This is a genomic window from Georgenia sunbinii, from assembly GCF_036421875.1.
GTDB lineage: Bacteria > Actinomycetota > Actinomycetes > Actinomycetales > Actinomycetaceae > Georgenia_B > Georgenia_B sunbinii.
This window is the reverse complement of record NZ_JAZGOL010000001.1, coordinates 272,505-294,804: the sequence shown is the minus strand read 5'-3', so window position 1 is coordinate 294,804 and position 22,300 is coordinate 272,505. Positions and strand designations below refer to the sequence as shown.

Genomic DNA, 22,300 nt, shown 5'->3' with positions numbered 1-22,300 from the left:
CGACGGTGGCTCGGTGACCGTAGGGAGGCAAGGCGACTTCCAGATGAACTGGTCCTGGCCGCCGAGTGAACGCCGTCCCACACCAATTGCGCCCACAGCGGGATTGTCGACGTGGACAATCCCGCTCTCGGCGATGGTGGGGGTGGTGGGGGTTGACGTGGGCGTGGTGCGGGAGCAGCATGAAATCCATGGTTTTCGTCGACCACATCATCGTGGAGGGCACGGAGCCGACAGACGCCGGCAGCTTCTACCGCGACACTCTCGGTCTGGGCACGCGAGTGCGCGTGCAGGCCTCCGAGGCGCCGACGAGCGGCTTCCGGGGCTGCCTCCTCGGGCTGGTCGTCGCTCGGCCGGCGACCGTCGACCACCTCGTCGCCAAGGCGTTGGACGCCGGTGCCACGTCGCTGAAACCGGTGAGCAAGTCGCTGTGGGGCTACGGCGGGGCGGTGCAAGCGCCGGACGGCACGGTCGTGACCGTCGCGTCGTCGTCGAAGAAGGACACCGGCCCGGCCGAGAGCAAGGTCGATCAGATCGTGCTCCAGCTCGGCGTCGACGACGTGGCCGCGAGCAAGCGGTTCTACACCGAGCACGGCGCGGTGGTCGCGAAGAGCTACGGCCGCAAGTATGTCGAGCTCGACACCGGCGCGATCACGGTGACGCTCAACAAGCGCGGGGATCTTGCCAAGACCGCCGGGGTGCCGCCGGAGGGCACGGGGTCGCACCGGCTCATCATCAGTGGCGACGCCGGTCCCTTCACCGACCCCGACGGGTACGTGTGGGCCTCATGACCGCCGGCAACGAACCGACGCTGCTCTCCGGCGGCAACCCGCAGATCCCCAAGGGGGACGGCAACGGCCCGGTGCGGGACTACATCGCCGCCATGCCCGGCTGGAAGCGCAAGGTCGGCAAGCAGCTCGACGACCTCATCACCGCGGCGGTCCCCGACGTCCGCAAGGCCGTGCGGTGGAACCAGCCGTTCTACGGCCTCGACGGCGAGACGTGGCTGCTCTCCTTCCGCTGCTACACCGACTACGTCCAGGTGCAGTTCCTCAGAGGGACGTCGCTGGATCCCGTGCCACCGAAGGAGTCCAAGCACGACGAGATGCGCTACCTCGACATCCGGCAGGACGACGAGCTGGACGAGGACCTGCTCCGCTCCTGGTTCGAGCAGTCCGGCAGCTTGCCGGGAACGAGGATGTAGGGCGCACGTGGCCGCGGGCCTCACTGCCTTCCGACGCCGGGACGTCGTCCCGGGGTGACGCTGGGTCGCGGGATTGTCGCCGAGAGCAGACTTGTCCGCGAGAGCGGGATTGTCCGCAGCGCACTCGACGGGCAATCGGGCTCGAACGTGGAGAATCCTGCTCTCAGCGAAGGGTGGGCGTGGACAATCCCGCTCTCGGCGAGGGGGAGGCGCGGAGGGCCGAGGGCGTGGACAATCCCGCTCTCGGCGAGGGAGGGGGCGCTCAGCCAACGCGGTCGGCGAGCAGCTCCCGCAGGTGCTCGATGCGGGAGGGGACGCCTCGCCACTTCCAACTTATAGCGCACCGGGGGGCTTGCCACAAGACCCCCCTCCTGGCGAAGAATCGCTCGCTGACGCCACGGCAACGGCCCCGACCCGGCCGCTGGACCGCCGGGCGTCCGCGAACGGAGCTGACGACATGCCCCACCTGACCGACACCGCGTTCCACCTCCCCGAGGACCTCGCCCACAAGGCCGACCCGGCGCTCATCGCCACCGACGAGCAGCACTTCGTCGCCATCTCAGCCGGCATCGAGCAGCTCACCCGCGACCTCACCCAACGCCTCGACACCGCTCGCCGCTCCCCCGGGGGCAGCGGCACCGCAGCACTGGAGCGCGACCAGGAGATCCACCGGCTGACCTCCCGGCTGCGCACCCTCGAGCGCTTCGGCATGGACCTGTGCCTCGGGCGCATGGACAGGCCCGACGCCGAGCCGGTGTACGTCGGACGGCTGGGCCTCACCGATGCCGCCGGCCGCCGCCTGCTCGTCGACTGGCGCTCCCCCGACGCTGAGCCGTTCTTCGGCGCGACCCACGGCAACCCGATGGGCCTGGTGAGCCGGCGCCGGTACCGGTGGGTCCGGGGACGGATCCGCGACTACTGGGATGAGGTCTTCACCGCCGACGGGCTCGAGGGGCACGCCGCGCTCGACGACCAGTCGGCCTTCATCGCCAGCCTCGCCGGCAGCCGGACCTCGCAGATGCGCGACGTCCTCGGCACCATCGCCGCCGACCAGGACGCCGTCATCCGTGCCGGGTCCGACGGCGCACTCGTCGTCGACGGCGGTCCCGGCACCGGCAAGACCGTCGTCGCCCTGCACCGCACCGCCTACCTGCTCTACTCCGACCCTCGGCTCGGCCACCGCCGCGGCGGCGTGCTGTTCGTCGGCCCTCACCAGCCGTACCTGGACTACGTCGCCGACGTCCTGCCGAGCCTCGGCGAGGAGGGGGTGCGCACCTGCACCTTGCGCGACCTCGTCCCGGAGGGGGCGGGTGCACGGCCGGAGACCGATCCCGAGGTGGCCCGGCTGAAGTCCTCTGCCTCGATGGTGGGCGCGATCGAGCCCGCTGTCGCCCTGTACGAGGAAGCGCCCACCGAGGCGCTGCTGGTCGAGACGGCCTGGGCCGATGTCCTGGTCACGCCGGCCGACTGGGCCGAGGCCTTCGCTGCCGCGGTGCCCGGCACCCCGCACAACGAGGCCCGCGACCAGGTGTGGCAGGAGCTGCTGACGATCCTCGTCGACAAGCTCGAGGGCGACGCCGGTACCGATGAGCCCGACGGTGACGGCGACACCTTCGACGCCTACGGCCTCGAGCGTGAGGACGGCGACGACAGCCTCCACCAGGCGCTCACCGCGAACCGGGAGCTGGTCCGGGCCTTCAACCGGGCGTGGCCGCTGCTCGAGGCGACCGACGTCGTGGGCGACCTCTGGTCGGTGCCCGCGTACCTGCGCCGGTGCGCGCCGTGGCTGGCGCCCGAGGAGGTCGCGGCGCTGCGACGGACCGACGCGCACACCTGGACGACGGCGGACCTGCCGCTGCTGGACGCAGCGCGCCACCGCCTCGGTGACCCGGAGGCGTCGCGACGTCGTCGTCAGCAAGCGGCGGCCGCGGCCGAGCGCGCCCAGATGTCCGACGTCGTCGAGCACCTCATCGCGACCGACGACTCCGACCTGGGCGTGATGTCGATGCTGCGCGGTCAGGACCTGCGTGCCGCCCTCGCCGACGACGGCGCGCGGTCGCCGGCGGAGTCGGACCGGCTGGCCGGGCCGTTCGCGCACATCGTCGTCGACGAGGCCCAGGAACTCACCGACGCGCAGTGGCAGATGGTGCTGCTGCGCTGCCCGTCGCGCAGCTTCACGATCGTCGGGGACCGGGCGCAGGCCCGCCACGGCTTCACCGAGTCGTGGCACGAGCGGCTCGAACGGGTAGGCCTGGACCGGATCGACCAGGCGACGCTGACGATCAACTACCGCACCCCGCAGGAGGTGATGGCCGAGGCCGAGCGGGTCATCCGCGCCGCGCTGCCGGACGCGAACGTCCCGACGTCGGTCCGCCGCACCGGCGTCCCGGTGCGCCACGGGGCGACGTCGGAGCTCGGCTCGGTCGTCGCGGGCTGGCTCGCGGAGCATACGGAGGGCGTCGCGTGCGTCATCGGCTCGCCAGGGTTCGCGCCGACCTCGCCTCGCGTGCGGTCGCTCTCCCCGGAGCTGGCGAAGGGGCTGGAGTTCGACCTCGTCGTTCTCGTCGAGCCTGAGGCCTTCGGTGACGGCGTCGAGGGAGCGGTGGACCGCTACGTCGCGATGACCCGGGCGACGCAGGAGCTCGTGGTGCTCGCCAGCGACGCCTAGGGCCCCGGGCTGAGCAACGCGGCGGCCGTGGCACGGTCGGTGTCGGCACCGGTCGTCAGCGCGTACAGGGCGTACCCGATCGGGGAGGCATCCCACAGGTGCTTGGCCTGGGCTGCCAGGCCCGGGTGCACGTACCCGCCGGCCTGTTCGTACGCGGCGAGAGTGACCCGCAGCATCTCCTCCCCGGCGGCGCCGTACTGGGCAGCCAGATCCCGGGCGGGGTCGTCCACGCGGGCGGTGGTCCAGTCCAGGACACCCGTGATCGTGCCATCCTCGCCGAACAGCACGTGCGCGGGGTAGATCTCCCCGTGGGTCATCACGGTCAAGTCGGGCCAGCAGGTGTCGTCCTCGAGCCAGGCCTGCCATGCCTCCGACAGTGCGGGTGCCACCGTGAAGGCGCCGCACACCCGGTCGACGTCGTCCCGCCATGCCTGGCGCACCTGCGCGGCGGAGCGGACCTCGACCCCTGCGGCGGCCGCTTCCGCGGGCCCCAGAGAGTGCAGCCGCGCCAACAAGCGTCCCAGGCGCGCGGCGTAGTCCGGGCTGGCCGGGTCCATGTCCCAGACGGGTTCTCCGGTCTCAGACAGCGTCAGGCCCGGGACGCCGGGCAGGGCCGGATAGGCGATCAGCTCCGGGGAGCGGACCTGCCAGTCCGGAACCGCCACCCCGTCGGCCGCAAGGACCGGGGAGACGAGGTCAAGGACACGGGCCTCGGCGGCCATGCTCTCGGACACGTCATCGCGGCGCGGGACACGCAGCACCCAGCGCTGCCCGGCCTCGTCCGAAGCCATGACCACGCGGTAGTCCAGGCCCGCCTCGTTCACGGTCGCGCCCTCGGCGGACAGCTGCAGGTCGTGGGAGCTGGCTAGGGCGATGACGTCATCGAGTGCACTCATGAGGCCACCCTGCCAGCCCTCCCCCACGACGTGAAGGTTGGCGCCCCGGCAAGGTGGTTCATGGTGCCGGCCGTGACGCGGCCCGGGTGCCGCTCCTGGCGCCAGGGCCCCGCCGTCGTTCACCCGCCCCGGGCCTCCCTCCGGGCGGGGCGTCGCACGAGCAGGACGACGGCGACCGCTCCTGCCAGCGCGGGCAGCAGTGCAAGGGCTCCCCACAGCGGCGGAAAGATCGGCGCGCCGTACTCGGTGATGAACAGCAGGGTGAGCGCCAGCATGCCGGTGACGACCGTGGCCGTGCCGGCGGCGATGGGCGCCCAGCGGCGCCCCCGCCGGGCGGCGCGCAGCACGGGCAGCCAGAGCAGCAGCCCGACGACGGAGACCGTGTAGACGATGCCGTACAGCAGCGCCGGGTCCGGTGACGTGCCGTACGACGCGTAGGCGGCCGCCGCGTGGTCGAGAAGGCTGCGAGCGCCGGCGTGGTCGATGATCGCCGCGCCCAGCAGGACGACCGTCAGTGCAATGGCGGAGACGACGGCGCCGGTGGCGCCGCGTGAACTGCCTGGCGTGGGCCCGGCAGGACGTCGGATAGAAGCAGTTTCAGATAGTGACTGTCTCATACCGATCACGTTAGAAAGCGCCTTGCGGACAGTCAAGATCTTTCTGACAGTCACTTGCTCTGCAGCTCTGGTCGCGGCTAAGTTGTCGCCATGGCAGGTCTTCGGGAGCGCTGGCGCCGCAACGCGATGCGCATCATTCAGGAACGGGCCCTTGACCTCTTCGACGAGCGTGGCTTCGGCGCGGTCACGATCGAGGAGATCGCGGCGGCGGCGGAAGTCTCGCCGTCCTCGGTGTACCGGTACTTCGGGACCAAGGAAGGCCTCATCGTCGTCGACGAGTTCGACACCATGAGCCCCGAGGAGCTCGACGCACTCGTGGACCCGGACGATCCGGTCGGCAGCCTGCTCGGGGCGGTGCTCACGTATGAGTCCGGGCCGGCGCCGGCGGCCGACGGCGAGCAGGAGCCGCCGGAGGTGATCACTCCGTGGCGGCGGGCGCGGTACTTCTTCACCGAACCGTCGGTGCGCCGGGCGCTGCACGCGTCGCTCGACCGGGCTAGCCAACGGATCGCACCGATGCTGGCGGCGCACCACGGACTGAGCGAGACCCAGGCCAGGGTGGCGGCCAACGCGCTGGCGTTCGGCTACTTCGCTGCTCTCGAGCAGTGGTATCTCGATGGCAGCGTCCGGCCCATCGCGGAGTACGTCGACGAGGGCATGGCGCCGCTTCGCAGCATCTGGTCCTGACCCTGGGCCCGCCCCTACGCACGGCGACCACCCACCACGCCTGCCGGGTCGGCGGCCGTCGGGTTCCGCGGGGCAGTGTGATCCCGAGTGCAGCGCTCTCCCCGCGAGGCCATGCTGGCCGGATGAACCTGACGGTGGTTGTCGCGTTCACTGCCAACGCCCTCGTGGCGGTCGCCAAGACGGCCGCTGCGGGACTGACCGGCTCGGCGTCAATGGTCGCCGAGGCCGCACACTCGTGGGCTGATACCGGCAACCAGGTGCTGCTGCTCACCGCCGACCGGCGCTCACGTCGCCCTGTCGATACCTCCCACCCCCTGGGCTACGGCCGAGAGGCCTACGTGTGGTCGATGTTCGCGGCTCTCGGGCTCTTCGTGGCCGGGGCAGCAGTCTCCATCACCCACGGCATACAGGAGCTGCTGGACCCGTCCCCCGCCACCAACTTCCTGGTGGCCTACATCGTGCTGGGCATGGCGTTCGTGCTCGAGGGCGTCTCGTTCCTGCAGGCCTTTCGTCAGACTGCCCGGGAGGCGAAGCAGGCCCACCGCGAGGTTCTCGAGCACGCCCTGGAAACCTCGGACCCGACGTTGCGGGCGGTGTTCGCCGAGGACGCCGCAGCGCTCGTCGGGATCCTCATCGCGTTCGCCGGCGTGCTCGCCCACGATCTCACCGGCTCCCCGGTGCCCGACGCCGTCGGCTCGATCCTCGTGGGTCTGCTGCTCGGCGTCGTCGCCGTCGTCCTCATCGACCGGAACCGGCGGTTCCTCGTCGGCGTCGAGACCAGTCCCGCACTCCGGCAATCCATGACAGAGCAGCTGGCCGCGCTGCCGGGCGTGGCCACCGTCAACTACCTGCACATGGAGTTCGTCGGACCGCGGAAGGTCTACCTGGTCGCGAGCGTGGACCTGGTCGGTGAGGAGACCGAGCCCAACATCGCCGACCGGCTCCGCGAGCTGGAGCGACGGCTCGAGGAGACCCCACTGGTCATCGAGGCGGTGCTGACGGTCTCCCGACCCACCGCAGCCTGAGTCCCATCGGTGGTGGGGCAGTCGCTCACCGACCGATACGGCCGAGGTGGGTGTCCTTGAAGTTGGTGTCGTACTTGAGGCCGTAGCCCAGCGCACGGTCCATGCCGATGTGGGCGAACCACACCAGGGCAGCCCCCTGCCACAACGGCTGGTCCGCCGCGACAGCGACGGCACCGAGGATCGCGGGCACCGGGTAGGAGTGTGCGACGTTGTACAACGCCGCACCGAGCCGGTGGGACTTGGCGTAGCCGACCATGAAGATGTCGGGCACGAAGAGCAGCAGGGGGACCAGCCACCACGGCTCGTCCAGCGCGACGAAGTACGCGGCGACGGCGGCAGCGAGCAGGACGACGCCCTCGGTCCGGAGGATGCGCAGCGGCGTACCGGCGACCGCCGGAGTCGGGATCGCACCTGCTGGCGTTGGGGACATTGGCGGCTTACTCATCGGGCTTCCTCTCGGGAGAGCTGGTGAGGTCCAACGCGCCGAGCCAGCGGCTGATCGCGGTGGCGATCTCGGGATCGTCCTTCTTCAGGCTGTGGTCGCCGGGGACCACGACCACCCGGCGGCCGGGGCCCTCGGGCGGCATCCCGAAAGCGTCGCGCTCGCCCTGCACTACGAGGACCGGCACCTCGACCGCCTCGAGCTCGGGCAGCCGGCTCGGCCGGTCGGGCCGGCGCGGCGTCTGCAGCGGGAACGCCAGGCAGAGCACTGCCACCGCTCCGGCGGCGGTCGCCGTCCGGCAGGCCACCCGGGCTCCGGAGGATCGTCCGCCGACGACGAGCGGCAGCCCGACGAACCGCTCGGCGACCACGGTCACGATCTCGGTCCAGGCGGCGTCGAGCTGTCGGGCAGGGGCCGGTGCGCGCCGGCCGGCAACGCGGTAGGGCTGCTCGACGAGCGCGACCGCCCAGCCGAGCGACAGTGCCACGCGGGAGCCGACCTGGAGGTCCGGCGCCGCGACCCCGCCGCCGGCGCCGTGCCCGAGCAACATCACTCCTCGTGGATCCGGGGCGCCGCGCAGGTGCACCCGGGCCTCCCCCACCGACGTAGGGATTACCAGCACCTCGAGCCCGTCGTCGTCGCCCGGAATGGACGGCGCCGCCTGCTCACCGCCGCTCGAGGTCATACATCGATCCTACGTAACGTGCGCGGGCGGCGTCGCGGCCCGTCGGGCCGGACCTACTCGATCCCGAGGTCGACCGCGCCCTGGCGACGATGCCCGAACTTCTCCCGCAGAAAGTTGCCCGTGGTGGTCAGTTCCGCCGTTGCGCGGCTGTGGCGGCTCACGCTCAGCGCCTCGGCCTGCCCGGAGAGCAGCTGAAGCTGCTCGACCAGCTCCTCGTCAGGGGTACGACCGTTGGGCTGCCGCGTGCCCACCATGCTCGGCGGGAGGGCCAGGTAGCCCTGGAGGACCTCGGGCAGGTACTCCCGCACCACGGCGTCGAGCTCGTACTCGAGGCGAGCATCCGCGGACGGTTGCCGCTGCTCTGCGTCGATGACCGAGTCCAGCACCTGGCACGTCTCCAGCAGGGCGACGTAGGCCCCGCCGGGGAGGCGGTGCTTGTTCTGCTTGGCGCGGGCGGCGACCCAACCGAGAGCGGCGGGCAGGTCGTCCGACGGCGCGGCCCCGTCGCCCGGGCGCGGCGGAACGGACACGTAGCTCGTGGACTCAGCCGGGGCGGGCCGCCACCACCGGCGACGCCGCTGCGGCAACCAGAGGTCACGCAGGTGGTAGGCGCGCACGCCGGAGGCCGCCATCGAGGCGAGGCCGAGGAGCACGGCGCGGCCGCTGAAGTCGAGCACGAAGAGCGCCGCGGAGAAGCCGGCCGCGTAGATCGCGCCCTCCAGCCCTACCCAGAGCTTCTTCTTGACCGATCCGATGAGGAGCACCAGGTAGGCCAGCAACGGCAGGAAGAAGACGGTGAGGGCCACCTTCGCGACATTGCCGAGCGTGAGCCGTGACATCGTCAGTCCCCTCGGGTGGGCGTGATGGGGGCGTCAGTGGGCGTGGGGGCGTCGGTGGAGTGGCTGCGCTCCAGGTGCAGCCGCGCTCGTCCCACCTGCCCCTCGAGCACCGTCACGGTCTGCTTCATCGACCGTGCGGCCTCGGCCTTGTACCGGTCGATCTCGTCCATCGCCTGGAACACGTTGTCGAAGGCCTGCTGCAGCTTCGCCGGGTCGACGGTCGCCTGGGTGGCGCTCTGCTGGATCGCCGCCCCCTGCGAACGGAGCAGCTCCGAGGTGGAGACGATCATGTCCGAGGTGGTCGAGTTGAGTGCGTCGATCTGTGCCAGCGCGATCTTCTGCTGCGCGAGCGCCTGCGAGACGATCACCGCGACCCGCAACGCCGTCACCGTGGTGTCCAGTGCTCGGTCCACGCCCTTGATGAGCTCAGCGTTGTTCTTCTTCACGACGTCGAGGGCCAGGTAGCCCTGGACGGCGACGGCCATCTGGGTCATCAGGTCCTGGTGGCGCTGGCGGACGGCGAACAGTGCGTCCCCCTCGAGCGTGGCCGCGTCGTCGTCCATCCCTTCGGCGCGACGTGCGGCGATCTGCTGCTCGAGGCCGTCGCCGAGGTGCCGAGCGAGGACCGCGTAGTTCGCCAGCTGGCCCAGTGCTGACCACAGGGCGTCGCGCTCGGTCTGGATGGCGGCGTTGTCCCGGCGCAGCTCGTCCTGGCCGCCCTTGAGGGCCTTGATGATGGCGTCGAGCTGTTCCTGCGCGGACTCGTACTTGAGGAAGTATCGCTGCATGGCGCTGCCGCCGGGCAGGAACTTCAGGATGCGCTTCGTGCCGGTGAGGTCGTGGCGCTTCGGGTCGAGCTCGGTGATGATCTGCCGCAGCTCGGCCAGGCTGCTCCCGGTACGTGAGGCCGGGTCTGCCCCGGTCGCTGCGAGCGCCGCGGCCGGCCGGTTGAGCATCCGGTTGGACGAGTCGGCCGCCTGCTGCATGGTGCCCTCGCCCAGGTGGGTCAGCTGCGAGAGCTTCACCTGGAACTCCGGGCTGTGCAACGGGGCGGCGAGGAGCTCGTCGAGGAAGGCGCGAGCCGTCTCGGCGTGCTTCTGCTGGGCGTCGGCGTCCACGAGGATCATGCCGGCGACCTTCTCCGGCTCGTGGACGGCTACCTCGGCCGCCGCCTCGGGTGGCTCCAGCTGCAGCGGGTTCTCGACGGCGGGGGGCTCGTTCTGGCTCAGGTCGAGCGGGTTGGACATACCGTGCACTCCTCAGACAACTCCGGGGTCAAGAAGAGTCTCTCAGGATCTGCCCGGTGTGACGCCGTCAATCCTTCTGACCGGGTCGTCGGGACCGCCCGCCCGGCTCTTCAGAAGTAGTCGTCCGGGCCGTCGAAGCGCCAGTAGGGAAACGCGTGGTCCGCCATCGGGAACACCCGCTGGAGCCAGCTGCCCGCCTCCGAGGTGGCGCGCGCCACCGTGATCTCGGCGCCGGGCTGCCGCAGCAGCCGCTCGGTCCGGTAGTCGAGCAGCGCCACCAGCAGGTCACGGTGCTGCAGTTCCTCCCCCACCCGGGCTACGACGTCGTCGTCCACCGCCGACGCCGCCACGCCGACGGCGTAGGCCACCGTGACCAGCTCGCCGGTGGACAGGCCGGCGATGCCGGTGAGGGCCGGTGGCGCGATCACCGGCCGGGGCGGCGGCTCCTCCAGGGTCACGCGCTGCCAGTCGTACTCCGGATCGTCCTGGTGGCGACGCAGCAGTGCCAGAGCCCGGTCGACAGGCGCCGACCGTTCTGCCACGGGCAGCAGGCGGCGGACCTTGAGCGACGTGGCGTGGGTCCCGCGTTCGAGCCGCGCCGCGACGGTCTCGACATCAGTCACGCCCTCCCTGGCCGCGGCGAGGATCTCCTCGTACTCCGCGTCCGTCCACGGTTGCCCGTTGCGCGCTGGCGCGGCCAGCCTGGTGTCCTCGGCCATGGTCCTCTCCTCGCTGTCGACAGCCCGTCGGTGACCGGAGCATGGCCGACGGCGCGCCATCGGCGCCGTCGACATCAGCACAGGTGGGGATGCAACCACCCAGCGCCACCGCTGTGGAGCAACGTGGCGGAGTCGTCGCCAGCGGACAGCGGCGCCGGTGTGCGGAGCCGCCGCGCCTCGCATAGCGTCGTTGGAGTCCACCTGTCTCGACCTCACGAGGAGAACCCTGATGACGAACGTGACAATCTTCGGCGGCCACGGCAAGGTCGCCCTCCTGCTGGCCCCGCTGCTCACCGACCGCGGCGACGTGGTCAGCAGCGTCGTCCGCAACCCCGACCATGAGGAGGATGTCGCGGCATCCGGCGCCACCGCCGTCGTCGCGGACGTCGAGACGCTGTCCGTCACCGAGATCGCCGAGCTCCTCCGCGGTCAAGAGGCCGTCGTGTGGAGCGCCGGAGCGGGCGGCGGCAGCCCGGAGCGGACCTGGGCCGTCGACCGCGACGCCGCGATCCGGACCATCGACGCCGCCGCGCAGGCCGGGGTGCGCCGCTTCATCATGGTGTCCTACCTGGGCGCCGGCCAGGACCACGGCGTGCCAGAGGACGACTCCTTCTACCCGTACGCCCAGGCCAAGGCCGACGCCGACACCCATCTGCGGGACTCCGGCCTGGACTGGACGATCGTCGCCCCGGGCAACCTCACCATGGACGACGCCACCGGGACGATCGACATCATCTCGGCCCCCACCGGAGGCAAGCACCCGACGTCACGCGCCAACGTCGCACTGGTGATCGTCGCGGCGCTGGACGAGCCGGCGAGCGTGGGCCGCACGATCGGGTTCCGCGACGGCGGCACGCCCGTGGCCGAGGCGGTGGGCGCGCAGCGGTAGCGCCGATCGGGCGCCCGCCGCCTCGGCCACTGCGCCCTACGACCCCTGCGGCACGCGCACCACGTCACCGGGGTGGATGACGTTGGGGTTGGTGATGGCCGGGTTGGCGGCGACCAACCGGTGGTAGAAGCTGCCGTTGCCGTAGTGCTGCTGGGCGATGCCCCAGAGCGTCTCCCCGCGCGTCAGCCGACTGCCGCCGCACGACATGCCCGGTGGGCGAACGCCCGGGCTAGGCTGCCGGCACTGGAAGGGGGCCGGCCGTGGCACACACTCTCGTCGTGATCCGGCACGCCAAGTCGGACTGGGACGCACCGGTAGGCGACGAGGAGCGGCCGCTGGCGCCGCCCGGCCGCCGCCAGGCACCCGAGACGGGGCGCTGGATAGCCGAGCACCTCGACCCGCTCGACCTGGCGGTGGTCTCTGTCGCCATCCGCGCCTGGCAGACCTGGGACCTGGTCGCCGCCGAGCTGCCCGCGGCGCCACCGACGCGGCTGGCACGCGGCGCGTACACCTTCTCCGGCGACCAGCTGCTCGACGTCGTCCGGCACCTTCCCGAGCACGCCGGCACCGTCGCCCTCGTCGGCCACAACCCGGCGGTCGAGGCGCTGGTCGACACGCTCACCGGCGTCTGGACCCGGATGCCGACCTCGGCGTTGGCAGTTGTCGCCATGACCGAGTGGGCGGCCGGGACCGGCCAATTGCGAGCAGCGGGCCGCCCCGCGGACGGCGTCGTCCGGCTGACGGCGCCGCCGGCCTGATGTGGGCGGAGTCGGGTACGCGACCGCGCAACTACACCAGACCGACGGCGTGGCCGACTCAGTCGCCGAACTGCGCGACGAGCCGCCCCTCGACCTCGTTGTTCTTCAGCCGCTCGAGGCCGTCCCCGATCTCGTCGGACCGCGACCCCTGCCGCGGGTCCTCAGCCGAGCAGCTCGCGCACCCGCGGGATGACCTCGGTCCCGTAGAGACGGATCGCCTCCAGGGTGTGCCTGTGCGGCATCGGGCCGTTGCTGTACTTGAGGTCGAACCGGCTGAGGCCGAGCTGGCGCACAGTGTCGGCGATCTTGCGGGCGACGGTCTCCGGGGAGCCGGCGAACACCGCGCCGTGCTCGACCTCGGCGTCGAACTGCTCGCGAGAGGTCGGGGAGCCGCGCTCCGCGCCGATGCGGTCCCGGTTGGCCTTGAAGTGCGGGAACATCAGCTCGCGCGCCTGCTCGTCGGTCGCCGCGACGAAGCCGGGCGCGTGCACCCCGACCGGCAGCTCGGGCTGCTCGAGCTCGGTCAGCGCGCGGCGGTAGAGGTCGGCGAACGGCACGAACCGGGCGGGCTCGCCGCCGATGATCGCGAGCATCATCGGGATGCCGTACCGCGCGGCCCGGATCACCGACTCCGGCGAGCCGCCGACGCCGATCCAGCTGCGCAGCGTTCCGGCCTCGGTGCGCGGGTAGACCTGCGCGTTGTTGAGCGGGCCGCGGACGTTGCCGCTCCAGGTGACCGGCTCCTCGGCGCGCAGCAGCGAGAAGAGGTCGAGCTTCTCGGCGAACAGCCGCTCGTAGTCCGCCAGGTCCAGGCCGAACAGCGGGAAGGACTCGGTGAACGAGCCCCGGCCGAGGGTGACCTCGGCGCGACCGTTCGAGACGCCGTCGAGCGTGGCCATCTTCTCGTAGACCCGGACCGGGTCGTCCGAGCTGAGCACGGTGACGGCGGTACCCAGCAGGATCCGCTCGGTGCGGGAGGCGATCGCGGCCAGCACGATCTCCGGCGCGGAGATGGCGAAGTCGTCGCGGTGGTGCTCGCCGAGGCCGATGGCGTCGACGCCGACCTCGTCAGCGAGAACGCCCTGCTCGACGACCTCCCGGAGCACCTGGCCGAAGGTACGCGGTGCGCCATTCTCGTCGACGGTCATGTCGCCGAAGGTGTCCAGGCCGAGCTGCACCTCGTGCGCGGGAAGGACGAGCTGGAGTGCATTGACCTGTGCCATGGCACCACGGTAGGCCGTCTGCTGCGGGTGTGCGTCTGAGGTGCTGGTCACCCTTGCCTGGCTGGGCCACGCGCGCTGAGCAGACCAGCGGCGAGACGCCCTGTCCCGCTACCGTGCACGCATGAGCAACCTGAGCGCCGTGGGCGACCGAGATAACTGGCGCTGCTGGCTGTGCGACGAGCCGGTGGACCCCGACGCCTCGGTCAACTCCGACCTCGGCCCCAGCGTCGACCTCGGCCTCTCCAAGGCGAAGAAGGGTGCGGCAGGCACCGAGCGGCTCGCCCATCGCGCCTGCAACACGCGCAAAGGCGCGGTGAAGCCAGTGGTGCCGTGGTCGCCGGAGCTCTTCGTCGTCGACCCTGCCCCGATCGCGGAGACCGTCGAGCGCCTCGGGCGCAAGCGAGGTCGGGAGGTCGTCGCCCGCTGCCCGAGCCGAGAGGACGCCGACGCGGCCGCCGCCTGGCTGATCGACCGGTTGTCCCGGTTCGCCCCCGAGCTGGCGGTCACCACGCAGGTCGAGTCCGGCGGTGGGCAGTTCTTGCTGGTGCTGCGCACCGCCTGAGGTCGCCGCGGCGAGTTCACCGGTGCGTCATCCGTCGTACATGCGGCGTGCGTACCGTGAGGAGCGGGTTGTCATCGACGAAAGGCCAGTGATGTTCAAGCACCAACGGTCCCCGCTCGTCCTGCTCTCGGTCCTGGGCCTGGTCGCGCTCGGCACCGGCGCGCAGGGCGTCACCTCGCCGGAGCCTGACACTGGCACGATCCTCTACTTCAACGACGCCCACGAGATCGGCCCGGCCCTCACCGGTGACCAGGACCGGGGCGGGGTCGCGCGGCTCGCCACCGCCATCGATACCGTGCGGACTCAGGACCCTGGTACCGCCGTCGTGTTCGGTGGCGACCTCGCCGGCGGCACCCTCTTCGGCGGGCTGTACAAGGGCTTCCCCATCGTCGACGCGTTCAACCGGATCGGGATCGACCTGGCGAACCTCGGCCAGCACGACTTCGACTTCGGCGTGGACAACACCCGCGCCCTGACCGCGGCCTCCGACTTCCCGTGGATCACCTCCAACCTCACCGAGGCCGACGGCACGCCGTTCCTGCCCGGCTCCACATGGCACGTCGACCAGGTCGGGGACCTCTCGGTCGGCTACATCGGCATCACCGCCGGGATGGACACCACATCCGTCGGTGGCACGGTCATCGAGCTGGACCACATCGCCGCAGCCACCACCGCCGTCACCGACATGCAAGCCGCCGCGGACCCGGACGTGATCATCGCCGTCACGCAGATCCCGCTCCAACGCGGCCGCGATCTGGTCGACGCGATCCCCCAGCTCGACGCCGTCCTCCTGGAGGAGATGGCCGAGTACGACTCGGTCGTCGAGGAGTACGAGGGCGTGGTCCTGGCGGCGCCCGAGGGCAACATGGGCTCGCTCATCCAGCTCGACATCACGGTCGATGGCGACGACGTCGCGGTCACCACGTCCGTCGTCGAGGTCGACCACACGGTCGAGCCCGACCCGGAGCTGCGCGCCCTCGAGGAACAGTACGAGTCCGAGATGGAGGAGAACCTCTCGGAGGTGCTGGCCTCGGTCGAGACGCCGCTGCTGAACCCCGAGCACGCCACGCGGCGGATCGAGACGCTCCTGGGCAGTTTCGTCGCCGATGCGTTCCGCGCCTACCACTCGGCGGACGTCGGCTGGGCCAACGGCGGCGGCATCCGTGCCGAGGCGCCGGGGCCCGACTTCACGCTGCGGGACGCCTACTCCCTCGCGCCGTTCGACAACAAGGTGATGCTCGTCGAGGTGACGGGCAGCGGACTGCGCAGGGCGCTGGAGGAGGGCGTCGCCCGTGTGCAGGACCTCGGCGGTGGCTTCCCGCAGGTCTCCGGAATGGCTTACACCTACGACCCGGCCGCGCCGGTCGGGACGCGCGTGAGCGATGTGCTCGTCGCGGGCCAGCCGCTGGACGACGAGGCGACGTACACCACCGCGGTGACGAACTACGTCGTCGGCGGGGGCGATGCCATCACCGGTTTCGACGCGGCTGAGGTCCTGGTGCCCGCCGCGGAGGCTCCGGCCGACGCCGAGGCGATCGCCGCCCATGCGCGCCAGCTCGGCACCATCTCGATGGAGCTCGAGGGACGGATCGTCGTGGCGGGCAGCGAGCCGACGCCCGAGCCCACCGACCCGACCACGGAACCGACCGACCCGGCTCCCGAGCCGACTGGCCCCGTGCCGACGGACTTGCCGACGACGGACGCGCCCGCCAACGCACCCGACGACGACAACGCCGGGCCGTCGGGTAGCGGTGAGCTGCCCGCCACCGGAGCCGACGGCGTCACGTTCACCGCACTCGTTGCCGTGACCTTGGTCGGTGCCGGCGCCCTGGCACTGAGACGCCGACGCGCCACGGCTTGATCTACACGTGGCCGCGTCGGGCTGGCTGCGAGCGACGGCGCAGACTCCCACTGCACAACAACTGACTAACATTGAGTGTGATGATCACCCGCCGCGACGCTGCCCAACGCCTGGACATCCCAGTGGAGATGGCCACCCGGCACGGCCTGCCCTCGAAGCTCACTGAAGCCCAGCTGCGTGAGATCGACGACAACCCGCCACCGTGGCTGGCCCAGTCCCGTGCCAACCGGACCGGCAAGAAGGCGGTATGGGTCGATCTCGTGTGCACTGTCTGCGGCTTTGCCGAGAAGGCACGGCCGAAGAAATGGTGGCCGACGTTCACCCACGTCAGCTGTGACCACCACCGCCCTTCCGACCTGCCGCGGCCACTTCCCGGCCACCAGCGTGAAGAGATCCTGGGCATCGGCAGCCGGTTCGTCGGCTTGGTCGACACCCCGCTGGAGTGAGCAGCTTTCCGGGCGGACGGTCCGCGCGGACGGCTACTCCCGATCTCGCCGTCGAGCCGCGTCGATCTTGCCCTCGAGCACCTCGCGCTCCCGCTCGTTCCCAGTCATCTCCACCGCGCGCGCGAGCTCAGCCCGTCCCTCGGCGTACCGCCCGAGCTGAACGAGCAGGTCACCGCGGACCACCGGTAGCAGGTGGTAGTTGCGGAGCTCACCGGCGGCCACCAGACGCTCGACGATCGCCAGGGCGGCGGCCGGTCCCTCCGCCATCGACACCGCAGCCGCCCGGTTGAGCTCGACGACGGGCGACCGCGTCAACCTGCCCAGCGCCTCGTACAGCAGCACGATGCGCTCCCAGTCAGTCTGCGCTGCCGACGGCGCATGTGCGTGGCAATGGGCGATCGCCGCCTGCAGGCCGTAGGCCCCGCGCCCGCGCCCCACCGAGTCGGCACGGGCGAGTGCCTCGCTGCCGCGGCGAATCGCGTCACGGTCCCAGAGGCTCCGGTGCTGCTCGGCGAGCGGGACCGCGCTGCCGTCGGGCGCGGTGCGGGCGGGGAACCGTGAAGTCAGCAGCTCCATGAGCGCAACCAGCGACTGTGCCTCCGGCTCGCGCGGCACGAGCGCCGCGACCATCCGCCCCAGGCGCAGCGCCTCACCGGCAACCTCGCGTCGTACCCACCGATCCCCCGACGTCGGGACGTAGCCCTCGTTGAAGATGAGGTAGACGACGGCGAGGACGGCGGCCAGCCGCGGGCCGTACTCCTCGGGTCCGGGCACCGCGAATGGCACGCCGGCGGCGGCCAGGGTCCGCTTGGCCCGGACGATCCGTTGCTGCACGGTCGCGACGGGCACGAGGAACGCGGCGGCGATCTCGTCGCTGGTCAGCCCGCCCACCACGCGCAGGGTGAGCGCGACCTGCGCCTCGCGGGACAGCACCGGGTGGCAGGCGACGAACACCAGCCGCAGCACGTCGTCGTCGATCCGGTCGGGGTCCCAGTCGTCCTCGTGGACCTCCTCCAGCTCCCGGGCGAGCTGCGCCTGGCGCACCTCGAGACGCTCGGCCCGTCGCCAGGCGTCGATCGCCCGACGGCGGGCCACCGTCGTCAACCAGGCGCCCGGGTTGCGCGGCACGCCGTCGCGGGGCCAGGTCTCCAGGGCCTCGGCCAGCGCCTCCTGGGCGAGGTCCTCGGCGCGGTCCAGGCTGCCCACGAGGCGGGTGAGCGCCCCGGTGATCCGTGCCGACTCCACCCGCCACACGGCCTCGACCGCGCGCCGGGAGTGCCGCAGACCGCCGGGTGGCGCCGTCATGTCAGCCCTTCGCCGCGCGTTCGGCCTGCTCGGCGCGCCAGCCTTCCTCTTTCTGCACCCACTCGTTGTCCTGCGGGAAGTCCTCCGGCCCGTGCACCCGGCGCACCTCCAGCTTGTTCCCGGCGCCGAGTGGGCACCGGCTGGCCCACTCGGCGGCCTCCTCGCGCGAGGAGACGTCGAGGATCCAGAAGCCGGCGAACAGCTCCTTGGTCTCGCCGTACGGGCCGTCGGTCACCAGCGGAGGATCGGCGTCGAAGTCCACCACGAAGCCCTCCGACGCCTCGGTCAGGCCCTCGCCCGCCGCCAGCACACCGGCCTTCATCATCGACTCGTTGTACGCGCCCATCTGGGCGAGGATCTCCTCGAACGGGACCTGCTTCGACGCCTCGACGGCCTCGTCGGTCGCCCGCATGATCAGCATGTACTTCATGATCGTCTCCCTCGGTCAGGAAGCACCGGTGGTGGTGCTTCTACCTGTGCGTCGAACGACGTCGTCGCCGATCGACACCTCGACGGCGATTGTTCTCCGCAGGCTCCTCAGGCGGAAGGTTATGGGTCTCTTCGATCCGTCACTGATCAGTGGTGTTCGGCGCGTCGTGCTCGTACGGCTTGGTTGAGGTCTGCGAAGGCGAGGTCGCCGTGCACGGCGCTGCCCGTGGCGACGCCTGATGCGGTCGATGCGACGACCATCGCCATGGGTTCGCTCGCGTTGCCTGCGGCCCAGACTCCTGGCACTGGGGTCATGCCGCGCGGGTCGGTGGGAATCTGCTTGCCGAAGGGAGTCGTCTCAGCGGTGCCGCCGAGCTGTTCGTACAGGCCGGTCCTGGCGTTGAAGCGCGGGGCGATGACGACGGCGTCGGCCTCGAAGGTGCGGCCGCCGTCGATCTGGATCGCACGCACTTTCGCGCCCTCGACCACCAGACGGTCGACACGTGGCCGAACGACGGAGACGTTCAGAGCAGCGAGCTGTTCCCACTGCTCCTCGGTGGGGTCGGGGGCTTCGTGGAGAAACACGGTGACCTGGTCGCTGAGCTGGCTGAACAGCATCGCGTGATGGATGGCCACTTCGTCGCGGGTGAGGATCGCGATCCGCTGGTCGCGTACTTCCCATCCGTGGCAGAACGGGCAGTGCAGGACCGTGCGTCCCCATCCTGCCTCAACGCCGGGAACGTCAGGGAGATCGTCGACGAGGCCAGTGGCGAGGAGGGCTCGGCGGGCATGGACGCGGCGGCTCCCGTCTCCCACTTCCACGGTGAAGTCATCGATCGTGCCCGACAGTCGGGTCACCTGGCCCGGCAGGATCGTGACACCGTAGGACTCTGCTTCCGCGCGCCCCCGGGCGAGCAGGTCCTGTGGCGCGATGCCTTCGTTCCCCAGTACGTTGTGGGCGCCTTCGGCGGGTGCGTTGCGCGGCTGTCCTGCGTCGATCACGACGACCTTACGGCGCGAACGGGCGAGGGCGACCGAGGCGGCGAGGCCAGCCGATCCGCCACCCACCACAACCACATCTACCTCGAGGCTCCCGAGCACTCCGAAAGCTCTGCCGCCCGTGTCGGCGGCCTTGTCCGGGTGCTCGATCGTCTGCCGGGTCTGCCCAGCAAGCGCCTCCTGCGGCCGGACCGCGATCCATACCGTGTGACCGGAGCTGGACGATATCTCCGATGTCCCGGTCTCGAGTGCATCAATGACGGCATCGAGGGCCGCGAGATCGTCGTCCGTCACTTCGTGGACGAGTCGTTCTCGCTGAGCGCGCAGCTGCATCTCCAGATATCGCGCACCGTCGGCCGTGTCGGCTCGTGCGACGAAATCGTGCTCGTGAGATTCCACGACATCGAAGCCGGCGTCGGCGAGGAGCCTCGACCAGTTTGCGTTCGTGTGGGGGCGGTGCGACAGCGCACGCGTGATGCGATCCTGCAGACCAGCCCGGCCGGTACCGAGCTCGACGGGCGTGAGTCGCGCTTCGCCCGTCAGTTCGGTCAAGACGAACACTCCGCCAGGCCGCAGTGACGCGAACACCTGTTGCAGCACGGCTACGGGATCGCCGACGTGGTGCAACGTCAGCGCCGCCCACGCCAGGTCGACGCCGGTCGGGATCTCCGACGACCAGTCGTCGTTCAGGTCGACGCGGTGCTCTTCGATCTGGTCTGCAACTCCCGCTGCCACTGCCGCTGACGCGACGCGATCGAGGAGCTCCCGAGAGACGTCGAGGGCGTGCACGCGGGAGGCTGGAAATCGCCGGGCCAGTGCGACCGCGTCTGCGCCGGTGCCCGATCCGAGGTCGACGATGTGCGACGGGGCCGCGTCCAGTGCGAGGGCCGCTCGACCGAGGGCGGTGCTCCTCGCCGGCGCGCTCAGCCGCGCTTCCAGGTCAAGGTAGTCGGCGAAGCCAGCGGGGAGGTCGTGCCAAGGCCCCTGGCTGGGGTGGAGCTCGTGGGGTGTCATGGCGGCAACGTTAACCAGGAATCCCTCCGAACGCATACACTCTTGCATATGACGCAAGAACAGACGGAGTCGATCGTCAGACAGCGCATCCGTGGTCTGCGGCTGGCGCGCGGCTGGACGCTCGACACGCTGGCGGCGCGCTGCTACCTCTCACCATCGACGCTCAGTCGCATCGAGACCGGCCATCAGAGGATCGCGCTCGAACAGCTCGTGGCGATCGCCAAGGCGCTCGGCACCTCTCTCGACCAGCTCGTCGAAGCCGAGGGTGATGAGGATGTCGTGATCCGCCCCGAGCCCGAGTCGATCGGTGGGGCGACGTTCTGGTTGCTGTCCCGAGAACGCGACCGACGTGGCGTGACGATCGGCAAGATGCGCATCACCGAAGACCGCGACATCGGCGGCCCGCAGGTGCACCCCGGCTACGAGTGGTTCACCGTGCTCAGCGGAACCATCAAACTGCAGCTCGGTACGAGAAGAATCCTCGTGCAACCAGGCCAGGCCGTCGAGTTCTCGACGATGACCCCGCACCTGCTCGAGGCGCACGACGGCCCCGCCGAGATCCTCACCATTCTCGATCACGACGGCGAACAGGCACACCTGCCAGGCCATCGCCTCCAATGACGAGAGGTCACTTCGGAACCTGAGCCAGGCAGTACTGCTCGTAGCGGCCAAGGTGCACCGCGTGGAGGCCCCCAACCACGGCGATCGGGATCAAATAGTATTTCAGGTCTCCGTCAATGACGAAGAAGTCATCGATCTCGTCAGGGTCGTACGTTCTGCGTCCATGATGAGAGGTCGAGAGGTAGACCTTCCAGGAAGAGGCGCCCGTGCGGGCCGTGGTCGTTTTCACCTAAACGCGGCGGATCCCGGCGTCGGTGGAAACGAGCAGGTCGTAGCGGCAGGGTTCGAGCGGCCAGGAAACATCGTGACCGCACATCGCAAACCAGGCGGCCGCCAGAAGGGAGCCGGCACTATGGAGATGAGCGGTTCTCGGCTGAGATCCGCCAACCGCTCCAGCCAGCTGCGGTCCTCGTAGGTGCCTAATATCGAGGCCGAGTCGAGTCGCGTGACCCTTCACACTGGCACTGACAGCGGCACCGTCAAGACCGAGGGTGCCAGCCACCTCAGACCACGTTTGAGCAGCAGCTACCGCCGCCCGAAGCCCATCGTCGGTCCATAGACGCTGGCCCCTAAAGTGGCCGTAGTCGACGCATAACCGATCAGCGTGCGAGCGCACAGACCTCATCGCGCCCGCCGACGTCGCAGCCAGGCCGAGTGCACGGAGCACCCCACGCCAAGACGTCGAAGCAGCGATGGCGTTGACCAACTGCTCGTCGGTGTAGGTCCGCTCCCATGTCATGTCCGGAACGTATAGCTCACCTCTGACAATCAGTGGAGCGCAGGAAACAGCGGTGCTGCTCGAAGCCAGCAGCACATCGCTTGGTCCAGCGGCGGGATCGCAGACTCTCAGAGATGACCAAACCCTGGTGAGGAACAAGTTCTCGCCAGGGCTCATGCGTCGGGCTGGCGGGATTCGAACCCACGACCCCCTGACCCCCAGGTAGACGGTTCAGGCCGAATCCTTGATTTTCCGGGCTTCTCTGCCCCTCAAACGGCCCTATTTCACGTCATGGATTGCATGGTTTGCATGCATCAGGTCCCGGCCAGGTCCCGGCTCTTGGTAGCTGTCGACAATCTCGTCGGGGGTTTACGTGGGGTTTATGGAAGCATCCAATAGGACGTCTTCTCCCAAGTGAGGTGCGCGGCAGCGTCGGCGCCCAGGGCGAC

The 22,300-nt window shown here is 70.4% G+C and carries 23 protein-coding genes; 11 read left to right on the top strand and 12 right to left on the bottom strand.

The features are described from left to right. Positions 1 to 188: 188 nt before the first annotated feature. From V2J52_RS01435 to helR, 3 genes are all read left to right on the top strand, one after another. Complete coding sequence (locus tag V2J52_RS01435; protein ID WP_331225874.1) at positions 189 to 788, top strand: glyoxalase; 600 nt, start codon at positions 189 to 191, stop codon at positions 786 to 788. Next, on the top strand, positions 785 to 1,201 hold the full coding sequence (locus V2J52_RS01430) for a DUF1801 domain-containing protein (RefSeq protein WP_331225873.1): 417 nt from the start codon (positions 785 to 787) through the stop codon (positions 1,199 to 1,201). The genes V2J52_RS01435 and V2J52_RS01430 overlap by 4 nt, the downstream gene beginning before the upstream one ends. Positions 1,202 to 1,658: 457 nt before the next feature. Beyond that, positions 1,659 to 3,869 (top strand): RNA polymerase recycling motor ATPase HelR, encoded by a 2,211-nt coding sequence (gene helR, locus V2J52_RS01425; protein WP_331225872.1) that lies wholly within the window; start codon positions 1,659 to 1,661, stop codon positions 3,867 to 3,869. On the opposite strand, the gene V2J52_RS01420 is transcribed toward helR, so the two are convergent. Both V2J52_RS01420 and V2J52_RS01415 read right to left on the bottom strand, forming a co-directional pair. After that, entirely contained in the window at positions 3,866 to 4,765 is a 900-nt protein-coding gene (locus tag V2J52_RS01420) for a macrolide 2'-phosphotransferase (protein ID WP_331225871.1), read from the bottom strand. The genes helR and V2J52_RS01420 overlap by 4 nt on opposite strands. A 119-nt stretch (positions 4,766 to 4,884) precedes the next feature. After that, complete coding sequence (locus V2J52_RS01415) at positions 4,885 to 5,382, bottom strand: hypothetical protein (protein WP_331225870.1); 498 nt, start codon at positions 5,380 to 5,382, stop codon at positions 4,885 to 4,887. A 90-nt stretch (positions 5,383 to 5,472) separates the two neighbouring features. On the opposite strand from V2J52_RS01415, the gene V2J52_RS01410 reads away from it, so the two are divergent. Beyond that, the gene (locus tag V2J52_RS01410; RefSeq protein WP_331225869.1) at positions 5,473 to 6,069 is read left to right on the top strand and encodes a TetR/AcrR family transcriptional regulator; all 597 of its coding nucleotides are present in this window, start codon (positions 5,473 to 5,475) and stop codon (positions 6,067 to 6,069) included. Between the two features lie 122 nt (positions 6,070 to 6,191). Beyond that, on the top strand, positions 6,192 to 7,094 hold the full coding sequence (locus tag V2J52_RS01405) for a cation diffusion facilitator family transporter (protein ID WP_331225868.1): 903 nt from the start codon (positions 6,192 to 6,194) through the stop codon (positions 7,092 to 7,094). A 25-nt stretch (positions 7,095 to 7,119) separates the two neighbouring features. On the opposite strand, the gene V2J52_RS01400 is transcribed toward V2J52_RS01405, so the two are convergent. From V2J52_RS01400 to V2J52_RS01380, 5 genes are all read right to left on the bottom strand, one after another. Further along, complete coding sequence (locus V2J52_RS01400) at positions 7,120 to 7,539, bottom strand: DUF4260 domain-containing protein (protein WP_331225867.1); 420 nt, start codon at positions 7,537 to 7,539, stop codon at positions 7,120 to 7,122. Next, on the bottom strand, positions 7,532 to 8,221 hold the full coding sequence (locus V2J52_RS01395; protein ID WP_331225866.1) for an alpha/beta hydrolase family protein: 690 nt from the start codon (positions 8,219 to 8,221) through the stop codon (positions 7,532 to 7,534). Before V2J52_RS01395 ends, V2J52_RS01400 begins: the two co-directional genes overlap by 8 nt. A 53-nt stretch (positions 8,222 to 8,274) precedes the next feature. Then, positions 8,275 to 9,060: a hypothetical protein gene (locus V2J52_RS01390; protein WP_331225865.1), complete on the bottom strand. Its 786-nt coding sequence runs from the start codon at positions 9,058 to 9,060 to the stop codon at positions 8,275 to 8,277. A gap of 2 nt (positions 9,061 to 9,062) precedes the next feature. Further along, a complete protein-coding gene (locus V2J52_RS01385) occupies positions 9,063 to 10,307 on the bottom strand; it encodes a toxic anion resistance protein (RefSeq protein ID WP_331225864.1) in 1,245 nt (414 codons plus the stop codon). Between the two features lie 110 nt (positions 10,308 to 10,417). Then, complete coding sequence (locus V2J52_RS01380; RefSeq protein WP_331225863.1) at positions 10,418 to 11,026, bottom strand: hypothetical protein; 609 nt, start codon at positions 11,024 to 11,026, stop codon at positions 10,418 to 10,420. Positions 11,027 to 11,255: 229 nt separating this feature from the next. Between V2J52_RS01380 and V2J52_RS01375 the strand changes: the two genes are divergently transcribed. Further along, a complete protein-coding gene (locus V2J52_RS01375; protein ID WP_331225862.1) occupies positions 11,256 to 11,915 on the top strand; it encodes an SDR family oxidoreductase in 660 nt (219 codons plus the stop codon). 36 nt (positions 11,916 to 11,951) lie between these two features. Here the strand turns inward: V2J52_RS01375 and V2J52_RS01370 are convergent, their stop codons facing one another. Next, entirely contained in the window at positions 11,952 to 12,122 is a 171-nt protein-coding gene (locus tag V2J52_RS01370) for a LysM peptidoglycan-binding domain-containing protein (protein WP_331225861.1), read from the bottom strand. A gap of 71 nt (positions 12,123 to 12,193) precedes the next feature. Here V2J52_RS01370 and V2J52_RS01365 point away from each other — a divergent pair, with 71 nt between their 5' ends. Then, positions 12,194 to 12,673: a SixA phosphatase family protein gene (locus V2J52_RS01365; RefSeq protein ID WP_331225860.1), complete on the top strand. Its 480-nt coding sequence runs from the start codon at positions 12,194 to 12,196 to the stop codon at positions 12,671 to 12,673. Positions 12,674 to 12,834: 161 nt separating this feature from the next. Here the strand turns inward: V2J52_RS01365 and V2J52_RS01360 are convergent, their stop codons facing one another. Continuing rightward, complete coding sequence (locus V2J52_RS01360) at positions 12,835 to 13,896, bottom strand: LLM class flavin-dependent oxidoreductase (RefSeq protein ID WP_331225859.1); 1,062 nt, start codon at positions 13,894 to 13,896, stop codon at positions 12,835 to 12,837. Between the two features lie 121 nt (positions 13,897 to 14,017). Here V2J52_RS01360 and V2J52_RS01355 point away from each other — a divergent pair, with 121 nt between their 5' ends. The 3 genes from V2J52_RS01355 (at position 14,018) to V2J52_RS01345 (ending at position 16,765) form a co-directional block, all read left to right on the top strand. Then, entirely contained in the window at positions 14,018 to 14,458 is a 441-nt protein-coding gene (locus V2J52_RS01355; RefSeq protein ID WP_331225858.1) for a hypothetical protein, read from the top strand. A 40-nt stretch (positions 14,459 to 14,498) separates the two neighbouring features. Continuing rightward, positions 14,499 to 16,319, top strand: coding sequence for a 5'-nucleotidase C-terminal domain-containing protein (locus V2J52_RS01350; protein WP_331225857.1), 1,821 nt, complete (start codon positions 14,499 to 14,501; stop codon positions 16,317 to 16,319). An 80-nt stretch (positions 16,320 to 16,399) separates the two neighbouring features. Continuing rightward, entirely contained in the window at positions 16,400 to 16,765 is a 366-nt protein-coding gene (locus V2J52_RS01345) for a hypothetical protein (RefSeq protein ID WP_331225856.1), read from the top strand. 33 nt (positions 16,766 to 16,798) lie between these two features. Here the strand turns inward: V2J52_RS01345 and V2J52_RS01340 are convergent, their stop codons facing one another. From V2J52_RS01340 to V2J52_RS01330, 3 genes are all read right to left on the bottom strand, one after another. Continuing rightward, positions 16,799 to 18,070, bottom strand: coding sequence for an RNA polymerase sigma factor (locus V2J52_RS01340; protein ID WP_331225855.1), 1,272 nt, complete (start codon positions 18,068 to 18,070; stop codon positions 16,799 to 16,801). Between the two features lies 1 nt (position 18,071). Beyond that, a complete protein-coding gene (locus V2J52_RS01335; protein ID WP_331225854.1) occupies positions 18,072 to 18,500 on the bottom strand; it encodes a YciI family protein in 429 nt (142 codons plus the stop codon). 146 nt (positions 18,501 to 18,646) lie between these two features. Beyond that, positions 18,647 to 20,512: an FAD-dependent oxidoreductase gene (locus V2J52_RS01330; RefSeq protein WP_331225853.1), complete on the bottom strand. Its 1,866-nt coding sequence runs from the start codon at positions 20,510 to 20,512 to the stop codon at positions 18,647 to 18,649. A 48-nt stretch (positions 20,513 to 20,560) separates the two neighbouring features. Between V2J52_RS01330 and V2J52_RS01325 the strand changes: the two genes are divergently transcribed. Next, the gene (locus V2J52_RS01325) at positions 20,561 to 21,133 is read left to right on the top strand and encodes a helix-turn-helix domain-containing protein (protein ID WP_331225852.1); all 573 of its coding nucleotides are present in this window, start codon (positions 20,561 to 20,563) and stop codon (positions 21,131 to 21,133) included. Positions 21,134 to 22,300 lie beyond the last annotated feature (1,167 nt).